The sequence below is a fragment of the Mesorhizobium sp. B2-4-14 genome (assembly GCF_006442155.1).
Lineage (GTDB): Bacteria > Pseudomonadota > Alphaproteobacteria > Rhizobiales > Rhizobiaceae > Mesorhizobium.
This window is the reverse complement of sequence record NZ_VFVA01000029.1, coordinates 47978-70953: the sequence shown is the minus strand read 5'-3', so window position 1 is coordinate 70953 and position 22976 is coordinate 47978. Positions and strand designations below refer to the sequence as shown.

Below are 22976 nucleotides of genomic sequence, written 5' to 3'. Positions count from 1 at the left end.
GCCAGTCATGAATCAAACTCCTGCTCTTGTGACAGAAGCCAAACAAAATGAAGCTTACTTTTGTTCCAGGGGACTAGCGAGGGTCTTTGCGTCCGGCTTCTGGATAGCGATTTCGCGATCGAGCCGTCCCGCCCTCTTGACCGCCGGGTCGATAGCATCAGGATGATTGGTGGCCCCGATGACCACGACACCCGGCCGCTCATCGATCCCTTGCAGAAGTTCAAGGAATAAATTGACGATCTGGCTCCAATACTCGACATAGTCGCCACGCAACCGCGATCGGTCGGAGATACCGTCGAGTTCGTCTATGAAGAGGATCGATGGCGACAGTTTTCGGGCGCGGGCAAAGACATCCTTAATGGCTTGCAATGTGCCCGAGAGATAAGATGCCGAATTCCAGTCGGCTACGCTGGTCGCGACCAGCGGCACGCGCGCCGATTTTGCAAGCGCCCGGGCGTAGCTGGTTTTGCCGACGCCGGGAGGGCCGCTAAGCAAAAGGCCGCGGTTGTCGACCTCGTCCCAGCTGATGCGCCCCGCCTTGTAGTCGGCGAAGTCGGCGACGAGCTCGAGGCCCCAGTCCTTCGCCTCGCCATAGCCGTCGAGGTCTTCCAGCGCGGGCCCGTCGGAGTGGAACTCGCCTTTCCTGGCAACAAGCTCCTCAAGCCGCGTCAAGCATTCGTCAGGACTACGGTCCGGCCTCAGCGCCAGCACCAGGTCGGCGATATCGAGCAGGCGGACCGTGGTCTGGTCGATCGAGCGCGCCGGATGCCTTCCGGTGACTGCTTCGACAACAAGCGCCAAGGCGCTCTCGTCGATCTCGGGCAGGATCAGATGGTATTCGGCCGAGCGGATCAGGTCGCGCGGCAGCTGACGGCGCGGCTCAGGCGCAATGCCGATGATGGTCGAACGCGCGTGAAGGGCACTCGCGATCGCTTCGTTGCCGCTGTCCGGCTTGTGGCCCTTTTCCGTCCCGTCGCGGGCAATGATAAGCGCCTCGTCCCTTCCGACCCGGAATTGGCGGTCGCTGGTCGAGACGATGCGATCCGAGGGAAGAGCGCAAGCTGTGATGACCCTATGGACCGCGTCGACCCGGTCCGGCGTATGGGTGGCGATGCTGATGACCGGCGTGCCACGCCGCAGGGTTCGTGTCAGGCCGGACTCCGTTTCGATTGCGCGCGCGGTCAGCACCGCCACGGCCGCCAAGTCGGGCCTGATGGAGACTCGTCCTTCGGCGGGGGTGTCCATCAGGTCATCGAGAATCATCTCGACGGGATCGGACGGGTCGCCGGAACCTGCACGCAACATCGACTTGGAATGCACGCCGTCCTCGCGGGCCAGGATGTCGAGGTACGCTCGCGCAAGGAGGTCGTTCTTGATGGCGTTCGCGTGCCTGCCGGGCGGTTGCGTCTTCATGGGAGTGCCTCCGTGTCGATTACGAGGTCCCACTGAAAGCCGTTGTCGCGCTCGCTGGCGACCCTGAGGTACCCCATGGGATTACAGACGATCCGCGTCCGGCCAACCCTGATGTCGCTGGGATGATGCGTGTGTCCGCAAATCCACAGGGCTGGGGCTGCATCCGACTTCAGGGTTCCCTCGAATGCCTCCTTGCTGCAGGCAAACAGGTGGTTGGTGCCCCAGCCGCGATAAGCGGCCGGCGTGCAGTCCGGATGAGGCAGATTGTGCGTCACGACAACCGTTGTGCCATCGAACGGGATCGCCAGCTGTCGCTCGATGAAGCCGCGCGTCAGCAAGTGAAAACCGAGCGCGACCTGCGGCGTCAGCAACTCGCCGTCGCCCAGCCAGATTCTGGAAAAGTCCGCCAATTGCGTCAGTGCGGATTGCATCCGCGGCTGAAGGCCGGCATCGCTCATGAGGTCCATCTTGAAATCGGTCCACAGTGTACCGCCGACAAACCGCACGCCGCCGAGTTCCAAGATGTCGTCGTCCAGGACGTAAAGTCGGTTCCGCCAGGATCGCGATGCCTCGGCCACCTCCTTCATCAGAAGATGGTCGGAAGGTTTCGTTCGCGGCGGCCATACTGCACGATTGCTGTAGAACTCGTGATTGCCAGGCACGAAGATCATGGGCAGTCCGTACCGCTCGATAAGCCAACGCGTGTAATCGCCCAGTTCGTCGGCAACGCAGAGGTCGCCCGCGCAGACGATGACGTCGGCATCAGGTGCCCTATCTACAAAGGTAGGATTCTGCATCTCGAGATGGAGGTCAGACCAAATCCAGAGTTTCATGTCAGTCCCCAGTCATCTCTGCCGCCCGAACGCCCCGCCCTCTCGATCTGCGCCGGGCAGTGCAAAGGCTTGAATCCTTGTCTGCCGGATTCCCGCTCGCCACGCGTGCCGCTCGCTGCGGGGCGAGCAAAGGCAACGGAGAGATGGGAGACCGAGCTCCCCTCCTGGGACGGGCATGTCATCTCAGTTGTCCTTCGACATGTCGCGGAAAGGATTCCCGAGGCGGTACCAACGCGACATCGATCGGGCGAGGCGCAGCTCTTCGGAGAAAAGCCAGATATCAGAGGTCACGATCGGTCGCTCGCAGCCGGGCAGAAGCGGGTGCCCGGTCGAGAAGCCGACTAGGCGAGGCACGGGGCGGACAGCCTGTCGCCAGTCCTCCAGAAGCGGAGCGTCTGACAACGTCCTCTCGTTGTATAGGCGGCGGCAGTCGAACGGGAACTTCACCGCCATCAGGTCGGCGACAAGCCCCTCCAATCTCTCGATGTCGAGACTGATCCCGTCGTGATCGAGGTCTCCGTTCGCATTTCCAAAATGGTACACTTGATTCTCCTATCCTGCTCCCCAACGCCGCCAGACCTGTAAGTTCTGAGAAACGAAGGATTCGATCCGGAATCCTGTCGATTCGCAGTGCTCACGCTGAATGTCGCTTTTTGTGCATGATTCGCCCATGAAAGTCCACAAGTGTGTCACACCATGCGCCAATTGTTGACAAAATAAGATGAGGGCGGACTTGCTGCTCCATGGATTCAATTTCTGACACTCTGCGGGCGCTGCGTGCAGCGCGGGCGCTAGTGAACCTCAGCCAGGAGCAAGTCGCTGAGCGCGCAGGCGTAAGCCGTCGGACGGTCGTTCGTATCGAGTCAGGCGGAAAAGGAATCGCACTTGACGCGGTGGAAAAACTTCGGCTCGCATTCGAGAGGGAAGGCGTAGAGTTTCTTCCTTCAACTCCGGAGCGCGGGCCAGGCGTCGCGCTGCGCAGGCAGAAGCTATTGTAGCTATCGAAAGCCCATCGCTCGGTTCCCCGAGAAGGCGAGGTTGTGATCGATACTGAAAGCTGGCGAAACCGCTGACATCAGGATTTCGAACGAAGGCGTCCCATCGAGATACCTTGTGCCTGACAGGATCCCAGGCGCGGCCACTCATCCTGTGCATGCGGCGGCCAAGCGCGCACATTGCAAAGCAGGGCAAAACGCGGCGAAGCAGTGGGACGACACCTGCTAAGCCCAGCCACTCCGGTTCGGGTGGCGCTTATCGGTCTGACCATTCCCGGAGGTGCGGCGGCTGAGACGGTCATCGTCCAGTATACGCTATCGAGCACCTCGGCTCCGCCACCATCACTTCGCTGTGATCGCCCGCCCCGATCCCTCGAGGGACCCCGAAGTTCAGGCACGGCCAACTCCTCTTTCAGCCGATGCAGCGTCAGAGGTCCGATTGATCTCTCCACGATGGACGCTCGAGGCGGTTCCAGAACTCGGTTGCAGTGGTCACCCATCTTGCCAGGCACCACCGACCCTATGCAACGGCAACGTCGCGACCAGTTCACCGCCGAGGAAACCGTTGCGCAAAAGCGAGATGCCGCCACACGGCAGCCCTCGCCGGCGCCCTCAACGTCAAGTTCCCGAAGATCATTCTATAGGGCTCGCGCCTTCAGACGCTGGCCTCCGCCCAACCAGCGTCTTGAACTGCAAACCAGCAGATGTGAGAATCCTACGCCGCACAGAATGTGCGCGACAAGATCGCCCCACAGATCAGTGGAACTTACACCATTCCGAGCGCGGCCTTATACAGATCGAGGATCGCTTCCTCTTCCTGGCGCTCGGCCTGATCCTTCTTGCGGAGCCGGACGAGCTGCCTAACGGCCGCCACGTCAAAACCAGTCCCCTTCGCTTCCGCGTACACGTCCTTGATGTCGTCTGCGATGGTCTTCTTTTCTTCCTCGAGACGCTCGATGCGTTCAATGATGGCGCGCAGCTGCCCGGCGGCTACGGTCTGGCTGGTCTCGGTAACTTCGTCTGCCATGTCGGTGAACCTTCTTTGATCGTCGGCGTGTCGTCTAGCTCGACTAACTGTCGCCCGCTTAAGTGATTGATTTCGTTTCTAGGCGACAAGCTTTAGGGGGGACTGGAACCCGGTGCCCTTGGCCTCGGCGAACACTTCCTTGATGTCGTCTGAGATCGTCTTCTTTTCTTCCTCGAGCCGCTCGATGCGCTCGATGAAGGCACGCAGCTGGCCGGCGGCAACAGTCTGGCTGGTCTCGGTAATATCGTCGGCCATGTTTTTCTCCAAAAATCGACTCCGCGCCGCGACTCGGGAAACGTGCCGCGGCGAATTTCAGCGGTTCGATGCCCGACCGGGGCCGGCGGGTCAAGCTGTTATCGAGCGAGCCGTGAGGCTGCCGCCAGAAGCCGACAGCCATCCACACCAAGAATGCCTGGCTAATTGAAAGCTATGAGCAGATCCTTCGCATCGATCTGATCGCCGGCCTTCACCAGAACCTCTGCGACCGTGCCATCGCGTTCGGCATGCAGCGCCGTCTCCATCTTCATCGCCTCGATGGAGAGCAGCACATCGCCGGCCTTCACCGCCTGACCGGCGGCAACCGAAAGTGCGGAGACCACCCCCGGCATCGGCGCACCGACATGCGCCTCGTTGCCGGGCTCTGCCTTGCGGCGCGCCTTGGCCGCGGAAGCGCCATGCGCACGGTCGGGCACCTTCACACGCCGCGGTTGGCCGTTGAGTTCGAAGAACACGGTGACCATCCCCTTCTCGTCGACATCGCCGATGGCCAGGCACCGCACCACCAGCGTCTTGCCCTTCTCGATGTCGACGAAGATCTCGTCTTCCGGCTTCATGCCGTAAAAGTAGGTCGGCGTCGGCAGAACGCTGACCGGACCATAGGTTTCCTGCGCGGCGACGAAGTCGGAAAACACCTTTGGATACATCAGCCACGAAGCGAATTCGTGTTCCGAGAGCTTGCGCTCCAGCTTGTCCTCGATCTCCTTGCGGCTGGCCTTGAGATTGGCCGGCTTCAACAGCGAACCGGGACGCACGGTGATCGGCTTGTCGCCCTTCAGCGCCTTCTTCTGCAAGGCTGGCGGCCAGCCTCCGGGGGACTGGCCAAGATCGCCACGCAGCATCGAGACAACCGAGTCCGGGAAGGCGATGTCCCTGGCCGGGTTCTCGACATCGGCGACGGTCAGGTCCTGGCTGACCATCATCAGCGCCATGTCGCCGACCACCTTGGACGACGGCGTCACCTTGACGATGTCGCCGAACATCAGGTTGACGTCGTGATAGGCCTGCGCCACCTCGTGCCAGCGTGTCTCCAGCCCGAGCGAGCGCGCCTGCTCCTTGAGATTGGTGAATTGCCCGCCCGGCATCTCGTGCAGGTAGACTTCCGAAGCCGGCCCTTTCAGGTCGCTTTCGAAGGCGGCATACTGGTTGCGCACCGCTTCCCAGTAAAACGAGATTTTGCGGATCCATTGCGGGTCGAGGCCAGGGTCGCGCTCGGTGCCCTTCAACGCCTCGACGATTGATCCCAGGCAAGGCTGCGATGTATTGCCGGAGAAGGCATCCATAGCCGCGTCTATGGCGTCGACGCCGCTCTCCACCGCCGCCAGCACGGTTGCCGCCGACAGGCCCGACGTGTCGTGGGTATGGAAATGGATCGGCAGGTCGGTCGCCTCGCGCAACGCCTTGAACAGAACGCGAGCGGCCGCCGGCTTCAACAGGCCGGCCATGTCCTTGACCGCGATGATATGAGCGCCGGCGGCCTGCAATTCGCTGGCCAGACCGACATAATATTTCAGGTCGTATTTGGCGCGCGCGGGATCGAGAATGTCACCGGTGTAGCACATCGCTGCTTCGATCAGCTTGCCCTCGGCGCCGACAGCGTCCATGGCGACCCGCATGTTTTCGACCCAGTTCAGGCAGTCGAAGACGCGGAACAGGTCGATGCCGCCGGCAGCTGCCTGCTTGACGAAATGCTGCACAACATTGTCGGGATAATTGGTGTAGCCGACGCCATTGGCGCCGCGCAGCAGCATCTGCAGCAACAGATTGGGGGCTGCCTCGCGCACCCGCGACAACCGCTCCCACGGATCCTCGGTGAGGAAGCGCATGGCGACGTCGAAGGTCGCGCCGCCCCAGCATTCGAGCGACAGAAGCCGCGGCAGGGCGCGCGCATAGGTGCCGGCGATGCCGGCAATGTCATGGGTGCGCACGCGGGTCGCGAGCAGCGACTGGTGGCCGTCACGCATCGTCGTGTCGGTGACCAGCACTTCCTTCTGCTCGCGCATCCAGGCCGCGAATTTCTCCGGGCCGAGCACATCGAGCTTCTGCTTGCTGCCGCCGGGCACGTTGCCGTTGAGGTAGGGCACGACGGGTGCGGCCGCATCGGCCTTCGGCATCGGCCGGCCGCGCGTCTCGGGATGGCCGTTGACGCTGACGTCGGCCAGATAGTTGAGCAGCTTGGTCGCGCGGTCCTGGCGCTTGACCTGCTGGAACAGCTCCGGCGTCGTGTCGATGAACTTCGTCGTATAGGAATTATCGGCGAAGCTCGGGTGGTTGATGATCGCTTCGAGGAAGGTGAGATTGGTGGCGACGCCGCGGATACGGAACTCGCGCAGCGCGCGGTTCATTCGCGCGATGGTCTCGGCCGGCGTCGGCGCCCATGCCGTCACCTTCTCCAGCAGCGGATCGTAGAAGCGGGTGATGACCGCGCCGGAATAGGCGGTGCCGCCGTCCAGCCGGATGCCGAAGCCGGTGGCGCCGCGATAGGCGGTGATGCGGCCGTAGTCCGGAATGAAATTGTGCTCGGGATCCTCGGTGGTGATGCGGCACTGCAAGGCATGGCCGTTCAGCCTTATATCCCTCTGTGCCGGGACACCCGATTCAGGCGTGCCGATGGCGAAACCGTCAAGAATGTGGATTTGGGCTTTGACGATGTCGATGCCGGTCACCTGCTCGGTGACGGTATGCTCGACCTGGATACGCGGATTGACCTCGATGAAATAGAACCTTCCGGTATCGGCGTCCTGCAGGAACTCGACCGTGCCGGCGCCGATATAGCTGGTCTCGCGCGCGATCTTCAGCGCATGTCCGCAGAGCTCCTCGCGCTGCGACATTTCAAGGTATGGCGCCGGCGCCCGCTCGACCACTTTCTGGTTGCGGCGCTGGATCGAGCAGTCGCGCTCGAACAGGTGCACGACGTTGCCATGGGTGTCGCCAAGCACCTGCACCTCGACGTGGCGCGCGCGCTCGATCAGCTTCTCGAGATAGACCTCGTCCTTGCCGAAGGCGGCCTTCGCCTCGCGCTTGCCCTCCGTGACCTCACGGGCAAGATCGGCCTCGGAGCGGATGGCGCGCATGCCGCGTCCGCCGCCGCCCCACGAGGCCTTCAGCATGACGGGATAGCCGATCTCCTTGGCCAGTTTCTTGACCGCCTCCATGTCTTCCGGCAACGGATCGGTGGCAGGGATCACCGGTACGCCAACCTCGATGGCGAGGTTACGCGCCGCGACCTTGTTGCCGAGGCGGCGCATCGTGTCCGGCTTCGGGCCGATGAAGGTGATGTCCGCCTGCGCGCAGGCTTCGGCGAATTCGGGGCTTTCGGACAGCAGCCCGTAGCCCGGATGGATGGCATCGGCGCCCGAAAGCCTGGCGACGCGGATCACTTCCTCGATCGACAGGTAACTTTCGATCGGCCCCATGTCCTTGTTGAGATGTGGACCGCGTCCGACCTGATAGCTTTCATCGGCCTTGAAGCGGTGCAACGAATATTTGTCTTCCTCGGCCCAGATCGCCACGGTTTTGAGGCCCAGTTCGTTGGCCGCGCGAAAGACGCGGATGGCGATTTCTGACCGGTTGGCGACGAGGATCTTCGTGATTGCCAAGGACTGGGCTCCAGTAGCGGAAGGGAAGAGAAATCGGCGCAATGATTAGCGTGAAAATGCTGCAGCGCAAACAAAATCGACGCTAAGTTAAACCGATTTAAATGGATTATCCGGCCAACACTCGCACGCATTCGTTCGAACGGACGGAACAATGGCGACAATTTCGATCCTGGATGCGATCTTTCCCTGCTGGGAGGAGTTGGCAAAGAAGGCCATCCGCCGCCGGGACGCGCCAAAGAAAATGCCCGGCGCGAAGCGCCGGGCATCACTAATGTCAAACCTGCCTGAGCGGCTTATTTCGGGAACCAGGAATACTTCCCGTCGTCCTTCTTCTTCCACTCGTACATGATGTAGCCCGGCAGCTTGGGGTCGCCCTTGGCATCATAGGCGAGATCGCCCAGAACCGTGGGGAACGGGCCGTTCTCATGCATCGCCTTGGCAACGGCCTGCGGGTCGTTGGTCTTGGCGGCGGCGGCCGCCTCGGCGACAACCTGCACGGCGGCATAAGCATAGAGCGTGTAGGCTTCCGGCTCGAAGCCCTGCGCGCGGAACTTCTCGACGAGTTCCTTGTTGGCCGGGATCAGGCGCGGGTCGGGGCCGAACGTGTTGAGCGTGCCGGCGACGGCGTCGCCCGCGATCGCGGCGAGTTCGTCCGTCACGATGCCGTCACCCGACATCATCGGTGCCTTGAGGCCCTGGTCCGCGGACTGACGGATGATCAGGCCGGCTTCGGTGTGCAGGCCGCCCCAGTAGATCAGGGTGACGCCGGCTTCCTTCATCTTGGCGATGAGCGCCGAGAAGTCCTTGTCGCCGACATTGACACCTTCATACATCACTTCCTTGACGCCAGCGGCGTTCATCGCCTTCTTGGTTTCATCGGCGAGACCCTGGCCGTAAGGGGTCTTGTCGTGCACGATAGCGACTTTGGCATCCTTGAAATTCGCGGCGATATAAGCGCCGGCGATGCTGCCTTGCTGGTCGTCGCGTCCGCAGGTGCGGAACACGTTCCACAGGCCGCGCTCGGTGAATTTCGGGTTGGTCGCGGCCGGCGTGATCTCGACGATATTGTTTTCGGCATAGACTTCCGAGGCCGGGATCGACACGCCCGAGTTGAAGTGACCGATCACGAACTTGACGCCGTCGCCGACGAACTTGTTGGCGACCGAGATGCCCTGCTTCGGATCCGAGACGTCGTCGCCGACTTCGAGCTTGATCTGCTCGCCGTTGATGCCGCCCTTGGCATTGATCGCGGCGACAGCGGCCTCTGCGCCCTTCTGCAGTTGCGCGCCGAAGGCCGCGTTCGGACCGGTGATCGGACCGGCGACGCCGAACATTACATCAGCCCACGCGTTGCCGCCGAACGCGACCAGCGCGGTCAGGGCGACGGCGGACAATAGTGACTTTTTCATTGAAACGCTCCCATTAACGGAGTGGGCGTGAATGAAGCTTTCATGCGATGCCCACCCTTATCGCAGAAAGCATAGTTTGCCGATTTTCAGGCACTTGTCACGCCGATTCATCCCCGAAGCGGCGTTAATGATGAACCTCAACCTTTCGGTTTCCAGCTCAAGATTGAAGCTCTTTCGTAGAGCCAATTATATTGTGTCACCATCTGGTTGGTTCGCGTGTATTGATAGCCGATGAAGCCCAGTATCATCAGGACGATGGTGTCGACGATATAGTAATGCAGCGAGAACATCGTGCCGTCGAACAGCGCGTGATGGATGAACCGGATGCCGATGCCGAGGCCCAGCAGATAGGCGAACAGCTGGATGAAGCTGCGCCATGTCTGGGCGCTGGCCTTGCCCGTCATCCAGGCCGCCCAGCCGCCGAGCAGGCAGGTGACGAAGAAGAACTGCCAGATCGACGGTTCCTCGTAGAGAATGCCTTGCATGGTGGAGACTCCTGAACTCAGTGGTGGCCGCCTTCGAGATAGGCGGCGCGCACTTCGGGATTGGCGAGCAGTTCCTTGCCGGTGCCGCTCATCGTCACATTGCCGTTGACCATGACATAGCCGCGGTTGGCGAGCTTGAGCGCGCCGAACGCGTTCTGCTCGACCAGGAACACCGTCAGCCCCTGGGTGCGGTTCAATTCGCGGATGGCATCGAAGATTTGCTTGACGATCAGCGGCGCCAGCCCGAGCGACGGCTCGTCGAGCAAAAGCAGCTTCGGCCGCGCCATCAGCGCGCGCCCGATCGACAGCATCTGCTGCTCGCCGCCCGAGAGCGTGCCGCCGCGCTGGGCGATGCGCTCCTTCAGCCGTGGGAACAGCGTGAACACCTTCTCGACGTCCTCGGCATAGTGCTTGAGGTTGTCGAGACTGGCGCCCATCTGCAGGTTTTCCATCACCGTCATGCGCGGGAAGATGCGCCGTCCTTCCGGCGACTGGGCGATGCGCAGGCGCGCAATCTCGTGCGTCGGCAACTGGGTGATGTCGGTGCCGGCGAAGGTGATGCTGCCGGTACGGGCGCGCGGCGCCCCGAAGATGGTCATCATCAGTGTCGACTTGCCGGCGCCGTTGGCGCCGATCAGCGCCACGATCTCGCCCTGCTTGACGGTGACGTCGACGCCGTTCAGCGCCCGGATGTTGCCGTAATAGGTCTGCACACCTTTGATATCGAGCAGTGTCGTACCGGCCATTACTTGCCTCCTCCGCGCTTGCCGGTCGCAGGCTTGGCGGCGGCTGTTTTTCCGGAAGCCGCGCCGGCGCTCTTTGCCGACGCATGGCTGGTCGCCACCTTGCCCGCATCGACGCGGCGCGAGAATTCCGTGTCCTTGCCCTGCCCGAGCAGCCTGGCCTGCTTGACCCACTCCTCGCGCTCTATGCGCCCGTCAAAGGCGAGATAGGCTTCGGCGGCCTCGACGTCGGCCTTCTTCCAGGCGCCGATCTGGTCGAAGTGGAAGATGCCGTGATCGTTGAGCTTCTTCTCGTTGACCTTACCGATGCCCTTGATGCGGGTCAGGTTGTCGGCCTTGCCGCCACGCGGAGCAGCGAGACGGTTCGAAACGCCCTCGGCCTTTGCCGTGGGTGCCTTGGCGGCCGGCTTCTTTGCTGCCGCTTTCGCGAGCGGCTTGGCGGCCGGAGCCGGCTTTGTCGCCCGTTCAGCTTTAGCCACAACGGCTTTGCTCGCCACGGTCACGGTACGCGCGTCGATCTGCGCAGCCTTCGAGGCGCCTTTCGACACGGTGACGCGCTCGCCCTCGCTGTGGCTGACCGTGTCACTCACCGGTCCGGCCAGATACGACGCCGAGGTGCCCGGGCCATGCGCGGCATCGGGACCGGTATCGAGCTGTTCGATGACGTCCTCGTCGCCGACTTCGGTCAGCACGGTCTCGACCTCCTCGTCATCGACGCCGAGATAGGCGGCGATGACGCGCGGATCGGTGCGCACCGACTGCGGATTGCCGTCGGAGATCTTGCGGCCATATTCCAGAACCACGACATGGTCGGAAATCTGCATGACCACCGACATGTCATGCTCGATCAAAAGGATCGAGGCCCCTGAGGTGTTCTTGATGTCCATCAGCAGCTTGTTGAGAGCGGCCGATTCCTTCGGGTTGAGGCCGGCCGCCGGCTCGTCGAGGCACAGAAGCTCCGGACCGGTGCACATGGCGCGCGCGATCTCGAGGCGCCGCTGCGCACCATAGGGCAGGTCGCCGGCCGGATCGTCGGCCCGATCGACGAGGTCTGCTTTCTCCAGCCAATGCCTTGCGAGCTCGATCGACTCGGCCGAAGCCTGCCGGTAGCTCGGGAAACCGAACAGGCCAAGCACCGTATAGCCCGAAGCCTTCATCAGCTTGTTGTGCTGAGCGACGAGGAGGTTTTCCAGCAGCGTCATGCCCGAGAACAGGCGGATGTTCTGGAAGGTGCGCGCCACCTTGGCGCGCGCCGGGATCTCGTGGTTGGGCAATCGTTCCAGGAGATAGCTCGAGCCATCGGCACGGTTGAGCGTGATCATGCCTTCCGATGGCTTGTAGAAGCCGGTGATGCAGTTGAACACGGTGGTCTTGCCGGCGCCGTTGGGGCCGATCAGCGCCGTGATCTCGCCGCGCTTGGCGGTGAAGGACAGGTCGCCGATGGCGACCAGGCCGCCGAACTTCATCGACAGGTGATCGACCTGCAGGATGGCGTCGTTCATTTGTGTGTTCGCATCCATCAGCCGTGGCCCTCCTTGGTGAAGGAGCCTGAGACCGCTTTTCGCTCCTTCAGGAAGGCCGTCGGTTCCCTGCTGCCGACAAAGCCGCGCGGCTTCCACAGCATGACGATCACCATGGCCATGCCGAACAGAAGCATGCGGTAGAGTTCCGGTGTGAAATCAGGCCCGAAGACCTGCTTGAGGAAGTCGAGTTCGCGCAACGCCTCGGTGCCGCCGATCATCACCATCGCGGCAACCGCGATGCCGACCAGCGAGCCCATGCCGCCCAGAACGACGATGGCCAAGATGATCGCCGATTCCAGGAAGACGAAGGATTCCGGGCTGACGAAGCCTTGCCGCGCGGCGAAGAACGAGCCGGCGAAACCGCCGAACATGGCACCGGTGGCGAAGGCGGTCAGCTTGGTTGTGGTGGTGTTGATGCCGAGCGAGCGGCAGGCGATCTCGTCCTCACGCAAGGCTTCCCAAGCACGACCGACCGGCAGACGGCGCAGCCTGATGGTGACGAAGGCGGTAAGCAGGCACAGGCCCAGGATCAGATAGTAGAGGAAAATCTTGTAATAGGCGCTCGAGGTCGCGAGATGCAGAACCTTGGCAATGTAATTGGGGTCCGACACATTGAAGGTCATCAGGCCGAAGAAGGAAACCTTGGGAATGCCGGAGATACCGGCCGAGCCGTTGGTCACCTCGCGCCAGTTGATCAGCACCAGCCGGATGATCTCGCCGAAGGCGAGCGTCACGATCGCCAGATAATCGCCGCGCAGGCGCAGCACGGGGAAGCCGAGCAGCACCCCCCAAAGGGCGGCCATGCAGCCTGCGGCCGGCAGCAGGATCCAGAACGACAGGCCGTAATGCGTGGCAAGAAGCGCATAGGCATAGGCGCCAAGTGCATAAAAAGCGACGTAGCCAAGGTCGAGCAGGCCGGCCAGCCCAACGACGATGTTCAATCCCCAAGCCAGCATCACATAGATCAGTATCTGGATGCCGAAATTGTCGACCCATTTCAGCGAGCCCTGCAGCCCTCCAGCAATCGACCAGGCGTTCAGCGACAGCACCGCGACCACCAGAATCGGGTACAGCACCAACGCTGTGATGCCCAATTTGGTGAAGTTGGCATGAATGAAGGCGCGGAAGTAGTAGATCACGCAACCCAGCACATAGATGACCGCCAGGGCGCGCAGGAATTGGAGATAGCCGGCCGGTTCTGCTCCCACCCATCCGGCGAGAGAGCTGCCCAACACGAACAGCAGCACGGCCGCCACGACAGCCAGGATGAACGCCGGCAACTGAAAGAACCGTGACCCCACGCTGGCCGGTAACAGACCGGTGGCGACGTCGGCGATCTTCTGGTTGGCCATGAAGGGCTGGCCGTAGGCGACATAGAGGAAACGCCCGACGGCCGTGGCGATCACCACGGCGGTGAGCAAGCCCCAGCGCTGAGTCAGGACCAGTTCATTGGACATGTTCTGACCGGTTTTCAGCCCGATGAACAGCACGAACAGGCCAAGCGCGATGGCGCCGGCATAGAACGCTTCCCGAAGGGCGCGCTGCATGGGGCTGGCGACGGTGTCGCGCTCACGAGATACGGTCACGGCCATGGTCTCAAACCTTTTCGACTTCAGGCCGGCCCAATATGCCGGAAGGCAGGAAGATCAGCACGATAGCCAGGATCGAGAACGCCGCGACGTCCTTGTAGTCGATCGAGAAATAGGCCGACCACATGCTCTCGATGAAGCCGATCAGGAGCCCACCGAGCACGGCGCCGGGAAGCGAGCCGATGCCGCCAAGCACCGCCGCCGTGAATGCCTTTACCCCCGGCACAAAACCGTCGGAGAAGGCCACCACGCCATAGTACATCAGGAACAGCGTGCCGGCGACGGCGGCAAGTGCAGCACCCATGATGAAGGTGATGGAGATGGTGCGGTCGACATCGATGCCGAGCAATGCCGCCATCTTGCGGTCCTGCTCGCAGGCGCGCTGCGCCCGGCCAAGCGAGGTCTTGTTGACCAGGTACCAGAACAGCACCAGCAAAAGGGCGGTGACGATGACGATGATGATCTGCTTCAGCGACACGCTGACTCCGTCGATGTTGTAGACCTTCGACACCATCGGCGGGATCGGCTTGTTGCGAGGACCCTGCGTGACCTGGACGAAATTGGACAGCGCGATCGACATGCCGATGGCGGTGATCAGCGGCGCCAGCCGGAACGAACCGCGCAGCGGCCGGTAGGCCACCTTCTCGATCGTCCAATTGTAGAGGCTTGTGAGCAGCATCGCCACGATCATCATGACCAGCAGCGCGATGACCACGGGCACCGAATAGAACAGCGCGCCGAGGATGAGGAAGACGATCAGCGCGGTGAAGGCGCCCACCATGAAAATGTCGCCATGGGCGAAATTGATCATGCCGATGATGCCGTAGACCATCGTGTAGCCGATCGCGATCAGCCCATAGATCGATCCCAGCGTCAGCCCGTTGATAAGCTGCTGGACAAAGTACTGCATATGTACATGGCTCCCCTGGAATGTCGCCCATGCAGACGCATTCCTTTTCGTATTTCCCCTAGTCGTAAAGTTTCGAGCCCGGATTGCAACGTGATTTTTCGATCGCCATGCGCGTTTCCAATGCACGCCATTTCGACTGCCCGTTTTTTTGAACCCGGCCTCTGGACTATCGCGGACCCTATCATTGGCATAACGCAATGTCTTTGACGATTCAGCCCTATCATGCGCGCCGTTTCGAAGAAATCGCCGTCAAAATAAGTTGATGAAGGGATTCCTTGCGCTGCTGACGGCATTCCTTCTTGCGCCTTCATGCCTTCCGTAGCGTGATGAATCGCCTATTTGACCACGAACCCATGCGCGAACGGATCGCGGTCGTCGATGAAGATCGTGTTCAGTCCGGTCATGCGCGCCCAGCCGCCGATCGAGGGGATGATCGCCGGCTTGCCCGCCACGGTGACCTCCTTTTCGACCTTGCCCTTGAACAGCGAACCGATGATCGATTCATGCACGAAGGCGTCGCCTGCCTTGAGCTTGCCCTTGGCATGGAGCTGCGCCATCCGCGCCGAGGTACCGGTGCCGCAAGGTGAGCGGTCGATCGCCTTGTCGCCATAGAAGACGGCGTTGCGGGCATCGGCCCCTTCCACCGTCGGCTTGCCGGTCCACAGCATGTGCGACAGCCTGTTGATGCCGGGATTCTCCGGATGCACGAAGGCATATTTCTCGTTCAGCCGCTGCCGCACCACCGGGCTCCAGGCAATGAGGTCGCCGGCGGAATGGTCGGCCATGTCGCGATAATTCGCCTGCGGCTCGACGATGGCATAGAAATTGCCGCCATAGGCGACATCGACGGTGATCTCACCGAGCCCGGGACATTCGACCGTCAGCCCTTCGGCATAAAGGAACGACGGCACGTTGGTGATGCGCACCTCCTCGACATATTCGCCGACCTGCTTGTATTCGGCGGTGACCAGGCCGGCCGGCGTGTCGAGCCTTAGCACACCTGGCGTCCTTGGCTTGATCAGCCCGTGCTCGATCGCCATCGTGACCGTGCCGATGGTGCCGTGGCCGCACATCGGCAGGCAGCCCGAGGTTTCGATGAACAGGATGGCGATGTCGCAATCCTCGCGCGTCGGTGGGTAGAGAATCGACCCGGACATCACGTCGTGGCCGCGCGGCTCGAACATCAGGCCGGTGCGGATCCAGTCATACCCGGCGAGGAAATGCGCGCGCCGTTCCATCATTGTCGAACCCTGCAGCAGGGGGCCACCGCCGGCGACCAGCCGCACCGGATTGCCGCAAGTGTGGCCGTCGATACAGAAGAAGGATTTCTTGGCCATGTCGCTCCTCGAAAATCAAAACCGTTGTGGGCTGAAGGGGGCCAGGTCAACGGACGGAGTCTGCCCCAGGACGAGCTCGCGGATCAACCGTCCGGTCGCCGCAGCCTGGGTCAGGCCGAGATGACCGTGACCGAAAGCATACACCACCGACCGGGCGCCCGGCGCATTGCCGATGACTGGCACCGAATCCGGCAGCGAGGGGCGGAACCCCATCCATTCGCGCCCGCCCGACGGATCGAGCCCCGGCAGGAATTGCTGCGCCTTCTGCAAAAGCGCTTTCGACCTGCTGAAGTTGGGCGGCCGCTCGATGCCGCCGAGTTCGACGGCACCGCCCACGCGCAGGCCCGTGTCGAGCGGCGTGATGACGAAACCATGGCCGGAGAAGATCAGCTGCCGCTTCACGTCGAAGGCGCCATTCGGCAATGTCGTGTTGTAGCCGCGCTCGGTCTCCAGCGGAATGCGATCGCCGAGCTGCCGCGCCAGAAGATGCGACCAGGTGCCGGCGGCGACAACGAGCCGCCTGGCGCGCCTAATGGTTCCGTCGGCCAGCGTCAGTGCCGCGCCGTCCTGATCCGCCGCGATCCGGTCGATGCGGGCCGTTTCAAAGCGGGCGCCCTTGGCCTCGGCATAGGCCCATACTGCCTTGCCGAGCAGTTTCGGATCGGCGACCGTCTTCCAGCCCGGCACGAACATGCCCTTGACGAAGCGCGGTGACAGTCCCGGCTGCAGAGCCGCCAGCCCCTTGCCGTCGACATGGCGGAAGCCGATGCCGAAGCGTTCGCGCGCCGCCCAGCCCGGCAGCGTGGCGCGGAACTCGGCTTCGCTTTCGTAGAGTTCCAGCGAACCGTCCTCGCGCAGCATCGGCCGCGTGCCGGAACGATCGAGCAGATACATCCACTCCGCTTCTGCAAGCCTCATCATGCCGGCCTGGGTGGCGAGGCTGGCCTCGTATTTCGCCGCTGCGCCGGCGCGCCAGAACCGGAATAGCCAGGGCAAGAGTTTCGGCAGGTAGGCGGGCGGGATGCTGAGCGGGCCCAGCGGATCGGCCAGCCATTTCGGCAACTGGCGGATCATGCCCTTGTGGGCCAGCGGCAACACGTCGGAGAAGGCGAAGGCGGCGGCATTGCCGGAACTGGTCTCTTCGCAGATGCCGGTGCGGTCGAAGACCGTGACATCCAGCCCCGCCTCGGCAAGGAAGGCGGCCGCGCAGATGCCGATGATGCCGCCGCCGACGATGGCGATGTCCTCCCCTTCTCCCCGTTCACGGGGAGAAGGGGCCCGAAGGGCGGATGAGGGGCGGCGCCCTGCTTCTGTCGACTTGGAATTTCCGGCCACGTGGGGCGCTGCTCCTTATCTGGCTGCCGCCATCTTCCCCCATGAGAAGGAAGAAGAACTTACCCTCAAAATTTCGGCAGTGTCGGCCGTACCGCCAGTGCATCCTTGACGATCTTCTCGACCGCCTTGCGGCGCTCGCCAGACAGCGGCTGGCGCGGCATCCGGACACGGTCGTTGGTCTGGATGGTGAAGACTTCGGCGAGCTTGATGTTCTGCACCAGATAGGTCGAGACATCGAGGTCGAGCAGCGGCCGGAACCAGCGGTAGATGGAGAGCGCCTCCTCGCGGCGGCCCTGCTTCATCAGCTGGTAGATGGCGACGGTTTCGCGCGGGAAGGCGGTGACCAGGCCGGCCACCCAGCCGATGGCGCCGACCGACAACGCCTCGAAGGCAAGATTGTCGACGCCGGTGAACAGGTCGTAACGCCTGCCCAGGCGGTTGATGATCTCGGTCGACCGGCGGATGTCGTCGGAGGATTCCTTGATGGCCACGAAGCGCGTGTCCGACGCCAGCTCCTCCATCTGGTCGACGGTGACGTCGACACGGTAGGCGAGCCGGTTGGAGTAGATCATCACCGGTAGATCGCCGGCCTCGGCGACGGCACGCAGGGCCGCGACCGTCTCTTCCGCATTCGTGTGGTAGATCGGGCTCGGCACCACCATCAGGCCATTGGCGCCTTCCCTGGCCGCACGCTTGGCGATGCTGGCCGCCTCGCGGGTGCCAGCCTCGTTGACCGTCAGCAGCACCGGCTTCTTGCCGGCGACTTTCTGCGCGGTCTTCAGCACCTCGATCTTCTCGTCATGCGACAGCATCGGCCCTTCGCCGAGCGAACCGCAGACGATGATGCCGTCGCAGCCGGCCTCGATCTGCAGATTGAAGCAGCGTTCCATTTCGGCATGGTCAAGGCGATCGTCGGCGGTGAATTTGGTCGTGACGGCAGGGAAAACTCCGGTCCACATGATCATATCTCCATCTGATATATCAGACGTATATCTGTTAAGAAAGCAGCTGTCAATGCGGAATTCGTTATGATATATTTTAGATATATCAGGAGACCGCCATTGATATCCATAGAAGCAGGCATGCCGTCCGAGCCGGCGGCGACCAAGGCCTACCGCGTGCTCGAGCATATGATCGTCACGTTGGAACTGGCGCCGGCGAGCTTTGTCACCGAGGGCGCCCTCATCGAAAAGCTGGCGCTCGGCCGCACGCCGGTGCGCGAGGCGATCCAGCGGCTGGCCTGGGAAGGGCTGCTGGACGTCAGGCCACGCGCCGGCATCGCCATTGCGCCGCTGCATCCGGGCGACTGGCTGCGCGTGCTCGACGCCCGGCGCGGCGTCGAGGTGGTGCTTGCCCGCTCGGCTGCCCGCTTCGTCACCCGCGAGGCCGCCGACCTGTTTCACGAGGCGGCCCTCGCCATGCAGAAGGCGGTCATCTCCGGCAATGTGCTTGCCTTCATCCAGGCCGACAAGGCGCTCGACGAGGCGCTGGCGCTGGCCGCCGACAATCCGTTCGCCGCACGGCTGGCCGCACCCTTGCAGACCCACAGCCGCCGCTTCTGGTTCCGCTACAAGGCCGATACCGGGCTGGCGGAATCCGCCGAGCACCATGTTGCCTTGATCCGCTCGATCCTCGACGGCGACGAGGAAGCCGCGGCCAAGGACGCCAAGAGGCTGATGGCGCTGCTGCGCGGCCATGCCGAGGTCGCCGCCACGCGTTGATCGGGCGGCTCAGGTCCCGTGCGCCATCGCGGCCACAGTGAGGTTGTTCTCCCCGCCCTCGCCAGCCGCGAGGATGCAGCTTCGGCCTTCACGTCGGATATCGGCATCGTCCAGGACCCGCTTGCCGAAACCTACATCTCGACATTGGTGGCCTGTCCGACCACGCCGTAGCCAATCTGCTTTTCTTGAAAGGCCTGCGCCAGTCCCGCGACGACGTCGCTGTGACCGCCGCAAACGAGTTGTGGGTCTTGCGGTGCGCTGGAAAGGGCCACCAGTCAAGCATGAGTCCTGCCGCGATAGTGGCAGTGACACACAGAACTTCGCTCAAGCGCCCGGCAGGGCTGCTTTCATTGTCGAACTGTCCCAGCCTTCGCCGACGGACAGAATGCAACTCTGGCCCTTGGTATCGGAGGCCAGTACGGTCCAACTGCCCTGTTCGGAAACAAAGACCTCCAGGATCACGCTTGGGTTGATCAGGCCACGCCCGGCTTGGCTCTCATGGAAATTGTCGCCGAGCGCCTTGACGATGTCGGCGCGCGCGGCGCATTGCCCGGCCGCTTCAGCCTGCACGACACCGGACATTGCCATGGCCGTGCAAAATATCGTTGCGATAAAACGTCGTTTCATCTGACACCTCCTTGCGCCAGACGAGAACCCCGGGTTGACACCGGCGCTGTCGGATTGCCTGCCCATCGCAGGAATACAGCAAAAGCCGTAGCCCGGCCGCTTTGTTCCATCACATTAGCGTTTAGACATATAGCGTGGCGTGAGAATCAAAAGGCCCGGGGTGCGCCCGGGCCTTTTGATCAATCATCGTCGGGATGACGACTCGGCACCGTCCCTTATGCCGGCCCGCGCGCCCGCAGCCGAAGGCGAGGACGCGCAAGCAAGAAATCGTCCGTCAGTTCATCGTCGGGATGACGAACTCGGCGCCGTCCTTGATGCCGGCCCGCGCGCCCTCAGCCGAAGACGAGGACGCGCAAGCAAGAAATCGTCCGTCAGTTCATCGTCGGGATGACGAACTCGGCGCCGTCCTTGATGCCGGACGGCCAACGCGAGGTCACCGTCTTTGTCTTGGTGTAGAAGCGGAACGCATCCGGGCCGTGCTGGTTGAGATCGCCGAAGGACGATGCCTTCCAGCCGCCGAACGTGTAATAGGCGATCGGCACCGGGATCGGCACGTTGACGCCGACCATGCCGACCTGGACACGGCTTGCAAAGTCCCGCGCGGCGTCGCCGTCGCGGGTGAAGATGGCAACGCCATTGCCCATCTCGTGGTCGTTGGCGAGCTTGATCGCATCCTCGTAACGCGGCGCGCGCACCACCGACAGCACCGGCCCGAAGATTTCTTCCTTGTAGATGCGCATGTCTGATGTGACATTGTCGAACAGGCAGCCACCCATGTAATAGCCGTCCTCGTAGCCCTGCATCTTGAAGCCGCGGCCATCGACGACAAGCTTGGCGCCTTCCTTGACGCCAATATCGACATAGCCTCTCACGCGCTCCAGCGCCTGTGCCGTCACCAGCGGGCCGAAATCGGCGGAGGAGTCCGTCGACGGGCCGACCTTCAGGCTTTCGACGCGCGGCACCAGCTTTTCCATCAGCCGGTTGGCGGTGTCGTTGCCGACCGGGACGGCAACCGAGATCGCCATGCAGCGCTCGCCCGCCGAACCGTAGCCGGCGCCGATCAGCGCATCGACGGTCTGGTCCATGTCGGCGTCGGGCATGATGATCATGTGGTTCTTGGCGCCGCCGAAGCACTGCACGCGCTTGCCGGCCGCGGTGCCACGCGAATAGATGTAATGCGCGATCGGCGTCGAACCGACAAAGCCGATGGCCTTGATGTCGGGATCGTCAAGGATGGCGTCGACCACATCCTTGTCGCCATTGACGACATTGAGGATGCCCGCCGGCAGGCCGGCCTCGATGAACAGTTCGGCAATGCGCATCGGCACGCCCGGATCGCGCTCGGAGGGCTTCAGGATGAAGGCGTTGCCGCAGGCGATGGCCGGCGCGATCTTCCACAGCGGGATCATCGCCGGGAAGTTGAACGGCGTGATGCCGGCCACGACGCCGAGCGGCTGGCGCATCGAATAGACGTCGATACCGGGGCCGGCGCCATCGGTGAACTCGCCCTTCATCATATGTGGCGCGCCTATGCAGACCTCGACCACTTCGAGGCCACGCTGGATGTCGCCCTTGGCGTCGGCAATAGTCTTGCCGTGCTCGCGCGCCAGGATGTCGGCCAATTCGTCATAGTCGCGCTGGACCAGTTCGAGAAACTTCATCAGCACGCGCACGCGGCGCTGCGGGTTGGTGGCGGCCCACTTCGGCTGCGCCGCCTTGGCGTTCTCGACCGCGGCGCGCAGTTCCTGCGCCGAGGCCAGCGCAACCGTGCCGCGCACGGAGCCGTCCATCGGCTGCATGACGTCCTGCTTGCGACCGCTGGTGCCAGCGACGCGCTTGCCGCCGATGAAATGACCGTATTCGATCATGATTTCTCTCCCTGAGGTTGTGAATGCCGCATTGTCCGCCTTTGGCCGGCGGAAGGCAACGTGAGGGAGATCGCAACCGTTGTGCGCGGAATAGATAACGATTGACGGATGAGCATCAATTCTCGCAAATGAGAGGGTGTGTTCGTCACGCTGGAATTGTCAGGTTGAGTCCCTTCGCGCCCCCCTCTGTCCTGCCGGACATCTCCCCCACTTGGGGGGAGATCGGCTGTCATCACCGCTTTCGCCTACTTTGGACATTGCAGGCCAGGTCTCAGCGGCGCGGCCGACTGATCTCCCCCCAAGTGGGGGAGATGTCCGGCAGGACAGAGGGGGGCGCCACAGAACGCAACGCTGACAATTATCATCCGGACCACCCCCATGAACTGGGATGACGTCCGCATCTTCCTTGCCGTGGCCCGCGCCGGCCAGATTCTGGGCGCCGCCAAGCGGCTCGAACTCAACCACGCCACCGTCTCGCGCCGCATCGCTGCGCTCGAGGATGCGCTGCGCACGAAACTCTTCCGCCGCCTGACCACCGGCAGCGAGTTGACGCCGGCCGGCGAGCGCTTCCTCGACATTGCCGAACGCATGGAGGGCGACATGATCGCCGCGCGCTCGGCCATATCGGGCGAGGGTGACGATATCTCGGGCACGGTGCGCATCGGCGCGCCGGACGGCTTTGGCGTCGCCTTCCTGGCCAGGCGTCTCGGCGCGCTGACCGCCCTGCATCGCGAATTGACGATCCAGCTCGTGCCGGTGCCGCGCTCCTTTTCGCTTTCACGCCGCGAAGCCGACATCGCCATCACCGTCGAGCGGCCGACCGAAGGCCGGCTGGTGGCGGGAAAGCTGGTCGACTATTCGCTCGGCCTGTTCGCGTCGCGTGCCTACGCCGATGCCAATGGCCTGCCCAAAACCGCGGCCGAACTCGGCCGGCACACGCTCATCGGCTATGTGCCCGACCTCATCGTCAGCCCGTCGCTCGACTACGCGGCCGAATTCAGCGCCGACTGGCGCACCAGCTTCGCCATCTCCTCGGCGCTCGGCCAGGCCGAAGCGGTGCGCTCTGGCGCCGGCATCGGCATCCTGCACACTTTCGTCGCCCGCTCGATGCCGGAACTGGTGGCCGTCGATGTGGTGGCGCCCATCCGTCGCGCCTACTGGCTGGTCTATCACGAATCGGTCAGGCCGCTGCGCCGCATCCAGATCGTCGCCAGCTTCATCACCAAGGCGGTGGAGCGCGAACGGGGTTTGTTTACCTGATTTCGCAAAACCAGCACACAATGTGC

Annotated in this window: 20 protein-coding genes and 2 pseudogenes; 3 read left to right on the top strand and 19 right to left on the bottom strand. The window is 62.8% G+C overall.

Annotation, left to right across the window (positions count from 1 at the left end; all coding sequences use genetic code 11):
• Positions 1-54 precede the first annotated feature (54 nt).
• The 3 genes from FJ938_RS22310 to FJ938_RS22300 all read right to left on the bottom strand — a co-directional run bounded on the left by FJ938_RS22310 (position 55) and on the right by FJ938_RS22300 (position 2789).
• Positions 55-1413 carry an ATP-binding protein gene (locus FJ938_RS22310; protein WP_140697477.1) on the bottom strand — a complete coding sequence of 453 codons (1359 nt, stop codon included), beginning with the start codon at positions 1411-1413 and terminating at the stop codon, positions 55-57.
• The gene (locus FJ938_RS22305) at positions 1410-2246 is read right to left on the bottom strand and encodes a metallophosphoesterase (RefSeq protein ID WP_140697474.1); all 837 of its coding nucleotides are present in this window, start codon (positions 2244-2246) and stop codon (positions 1410-1412) included. The genes FJ938_RS22310 and FJ938_RS22305 overlap by 4 nt, the downstream gene beginning before the upstream one ends.
• Positions 2247-2429: 183 nt before the next feature.
• Complete coding sequence (locus FJ938_RS22300) at positions 2430-2789, bottom strand: DUF6634 family protein (protein ID WP_140697471.1); 360 nt, start codon at positions 2787-2789, stop codon at positions 2430-2432.
• 200 nt (positions 2790-2989) lie between these two features.
• Between FJ938_RS22300 and FJ938_RS22295 the strand changes: the two genes are divergently transcribed.
• On the top strand, positions 2990-3244 hold the full coding sequence (locus tag FJ938_RS22295; protein ID WP_140697468.1) for a helix-turn-helix transcriptional regulator: 255 nt from the start codon (positions 2990-2992) through the stop codon (positions 3242-3244).
• Positions 3245-3639: 395 nt separating this feature from the next.
• On the opposite strand, the pseudogene FJ938_RS30060 reads toward FJ938_RS22295, so the two are convergent.
• The 13 genes and pseudogenes from FJ938_RS30060 to FJ938_RS22235 form a co-directional block, all read right to left on the bottom strand.
• Positions 3640-3900 (bottom strand): annotated as a pseudogene (locus FJ938_RS30060) (IS630 family transposase); the annotation flags it as partial.
• A gap of 107 nt (positions 3901-4007) precedes the next feature.
• The gene (locus FJ938_RS22290; RefSeq protein WP_140697465.1) at positions 4008-4268 is read right to left on the bottom strand and encodes a DUF2312 domain-containing protein; all 261 of its coding nucleotides are present in this window, start codon (positions 4266-4268) and stop codon (positions 4008-4010) included.
• 9 nt (positions 4269-4277) lie between these two features.
• Positions 4278-4523: pseudogene (locus tag FJ938_RS29580) on the bottom strand (GapR family DNA-binding domain-containing protein); the annotation flags it as partial.
• Between the two features lie 161 nt (positions 4524-4684).
• A complete protein-coding gene (gene pyc / locus FJ938_RS22280; protein ID WP_140697462.1) occupies positions 4685-8143 on the bottom strand; it encodes a pyruvate carboxylase in 3459 nt (1152 codons plus the stop codon).
• 293 nt (positions 8144-8436) lie between these two features.
• Positions 8437-9552 (bottom strand): branched-chain amino acid ABC transporter substrate-binding protein, encoded by a 1116-nt coding sequence (locus tag FJ938_RS22275; RefSeq protein ID WP_140697459.1) that lies wholly within the window; start codon positions 9550-9552, stop codon positions 8437-8439.
• Positions 9553-9689: 137 nt separating this feature from the next.
• Positions 9690-10037, bottom strand: a complete 348-nt coding sequence (locus FJ938_RS22270; protein WP_140697456.1) for a DUF6867 family protein — start codon at positions 10035-10037, stop codon at positions 9690-9692.
• A gap of 17 nt (positions 10038-10054) precedes the next feature.
• Entirely contained in the window at positions 10055-10783 is a 729-nt protein-coding gene (locus FJ938_RS22265) for an ABC transporter ATP-binding protein (RefSeq protein WP_140608382.1), read from the bottom strand.
• The gene (locus tag FJ938_RS22260; protein ID WP_140608384.1) at positions 10783-12300 is read right to left on the bottom strand and encodes an ATP-binding cassette domain-containing protein; all 1518 of its coding nucleotides are present in this window, start codon (positions 12298-12300) and stop codon (positions 10783-10785) included. The genes FJ938_RS22265 and FJ938_RS22260 overlap by 1 nt, the downstream gene beginning before the upstream one ends.
• Positions 12300-13895: a high-affinity branched-chain amino acid ABC transporter permease LivM gene (gene livM / locus FJ938_RS22255; protein ID WP_140608386.1), complete on the bottom strand. Its 1596-nt coding sequence runs from the start codon at positions 13893-13895 to the stop codon at positions 12300-12302. The genes FJ938_RS22260 and livM overlap by 1 nt, the downstream gene beginning before the upstream one ends.
• A 4-nt stretch (positions 13896-13899) precedes the next feature.
• Entirely contained in the window at positions 13900-14802 is a 903-nt protein-coding gene (locus FJ938_RS22250; RefSeq protein WP_140608388.1) for a branched-chain amino acid ABC transporter permease LivH, read from the bottom strand.
• Between the two features lie 335 nt (positions 14803-15137).
• Positions 15138-16139, bottom strand: a complete 1002-nt coding sequence (locus FJ938_RS22245) for a 4-hydroxyproline epimerase (protein ID WP_140697453.1) — start codon at positions 16137-16139, stop codon at positions 15138-15140.
• A gap of 15 nt (positions 16140-16154) precedes the next feature.
• Positions 16155-17474, bottom strand: coding sequence for an FAD-dependent oxidoreductase (locus tag FJ938_RS22240; RefSeq protein ID WP_140697450.1), 1320 nt, complete (start codon positions 17472-17474; stop codon positions 16155-16157).
• Positions 17475-17539: 65 nt separating this feature from the next.
• Complete coding sequence (locus FJ938_RS22235) at positions 17540-18433, bottom strand: dihydrodipicolinate synthase family protein (protein WP_140608395.1); 894 nt, start codon at positions 18431-18433, stop codon at positions 17540-17542.
• A gap of 69 nt (positions 18434-18502) precedes the next feature.
• Between FJ938_RS22235 and FJ938_RS22230 the strand changes: the two genes are divergently transcribed.
• Positions 18503-19195: a GntR family transcriptional regulator gene (locus FJ938_RS22230; protein WP_181165549.1), complete on the top strand. Its 693-nt coding sequence runs from the start codon at positions 18503-18505 to the stop codon at positions 19193-19195.
• Positions 19196-19326: 131 nt separating this feature from the next.
• Here the strand turns inward: FJ938_RS22230 and FJ938_RS30055 are convergent, their stop codons facing one another.
• The 3 genes from FJ938_RS30055 to FJ938_RS22215 form a co-directional block, all read right to left on the bottom strand.
• Positions 19327-19467 (bottom strand): hypothetical protein, encoded by a 141-nt coding sequence (locus tag FJ938_RS30055; protein ID WP_246673460.1) that lies wholly within the window; start codon positions 19465-19467, stop codon positions 19327-19329.
• A gap of 52 nt (positions 19468-19519) precedes the next feature.
• Positions 19520-19822, bottom strand: a complete 303-nt coding sequence (locus FJ938_RS22220) for a hypothetical protein (RefSeq protein WP_140697447.1) — start codon at positions 19820-19822, stop codon at positions 19520-19522.
• Positions 19823-20193: 371 nt separating this feature from the next.
• On the bottom strand, positions 20194-21690 hold the full coding sequence (locus FJ938_RS22215; RefSeq protein ID WP_140697444.1) for a CoA-acylating methylmalonate-semialdehyde dehydrogenase: 1497 nt from the start codon (positions 21688-21690) through the stop codon (positions 20194-20196).
• Between the two features lie 378 nt (positions 21691-22068).
• On the opposite strand from FJ938_RS22215, the gene FJ938_RS22205 reads away from it, so the two are divergent.
• On the top strand, positions 22069-22950 hold the full coding sequence (locus FJ938_RS22205; protein WP_140613388.1) for a LysR family transcriptional regulator: 882 nt from the start codon (positions 22069-22071) through the stop codon (positions 22948-22950).
• Positions 22951-22976: the final 26 nt, after the last annotated feature.

What these genes read in the sequence shown, in the direction of transcription:
- FJ938_RS22310 (WP_140697477.1), bottom strand. Translation starts at nt 1,413, where the DNA reads ATGAAGACGCAACCGCCCGGCAGGCACGCGAACGCCATCAAGAACGAC.
- FJ938_RS22305 (WP_140697474.1), bottom strand. Translation starts at nt 2,246, where the DNA reads ATGAAACTCTGGATTTGGTCTGACCTCCATCTCGAGATGCAGAATCCT.
- FJ938_RS22295 (WP_140697468.1), top strand. Translation starts at nt 2,990, where the DNA reads ATGGATTCAATTTCTGACACTCTGCGGGCGCTGCGTGCAGCGCGGGCG.
- FJ938_RS22290 (WP_140697465.1), bottom strand. Translation starts at nt 4,268, where the DNA reads ATGGCAGACGAAGTTACCGAGACCAGCCAGACCGTAGCCGCCGGGCAG.
- FJ938_RS22275 (WP_140697459.1), bottom strand. Translation starts at nt 9,552, where the DNA reads ATGAAAAAGTCACTATTGTCCGCCGTCGCCCTGACCGCGCTGGTCGCG.
- FJ938_RS22270 (WP_140697456.1), bottom strand. Translation starts at nt 10,037, where the DNA reads ATGCAAGGCATTCTCTACGAGGAACCGTCGATCTGGCAGTTCTTCTTC.
- FJ938_RS22265 (WP_140608382.1), bottom strand. Translation starts at nt 10,783, where the DNA reads ATGGCCGGTACGACACTGCTCGATATCAAAGGTGTGCAGACCTATTAC.
- FJ938_RS22260 (WP_140608384.1), bottom strand. Translation starts at nt 12,300, where the DNA reads ATGGATGCGAACACACAAATGAACGACGCCATCCTGCAGGTCGATCAC.
- livM (WP_140608386.1), bottom strand. Translation starts at nt 13,895, where the DNA reads ATGGCCGTGACCGTATCTCGTGAGCGCGACACCGTCGCCAGCCCCATG.
- FJ938_RS22250 (WP_140608388.1), bottom strand. Translation starts at nt 14,802, where the DNA reads ATGCAGTACTTTGTCCAGCAGCTTATCAACGGGCTGACGCTGGGATCG.
- FJ938_RS22245 (WP_140697453.1), bottom strand. Translation starts at nt 16,139, where the DNA reads ATGGCCAAGAAATCCTTCTTCTGTATCGACGGCCACACTTGCGGCAAT.
- FJ938_RS22235 (WP_140608395.1), bottom strand. Translation starts at nt 18,433, where the DNA reads ATGTGGACCGGAGTTTTCCCTGCCGTCACGACCAAATTCACCGCCGAC.
- FJ938_RS22230 (WP_181165549.1), top strand. Translation starts at nt 18,503, where the DNA reads ATGATATATTTTAGATATATCAGGAGACCGCCATTGATATCCATAGAA.
- FJ938_RS22220 (WP_140697447.1), bottom strand. Translation starts at nt 19,822, where the DNA reads ATGAAACGACGTTTTATCGCAACGATATTTTGCACGGCCATGGCAATG.
- FJ938_RS22215 (WP_140697444.1), bottom strand. Translation starts at nt 21,690, where the DNA reads ATGATCGAATACGGTCATTTCATCGGCGGCAAGCGCGTCGCTGGCACC.
- FJ938_RS22205 (WP_140613388.1), top strand. Translation starts at nt 22,069, where the DNA reads ATGAACTGGGATGACGTCCGCATCTTCCTTGCCGTGGCCCGCGCCGGC.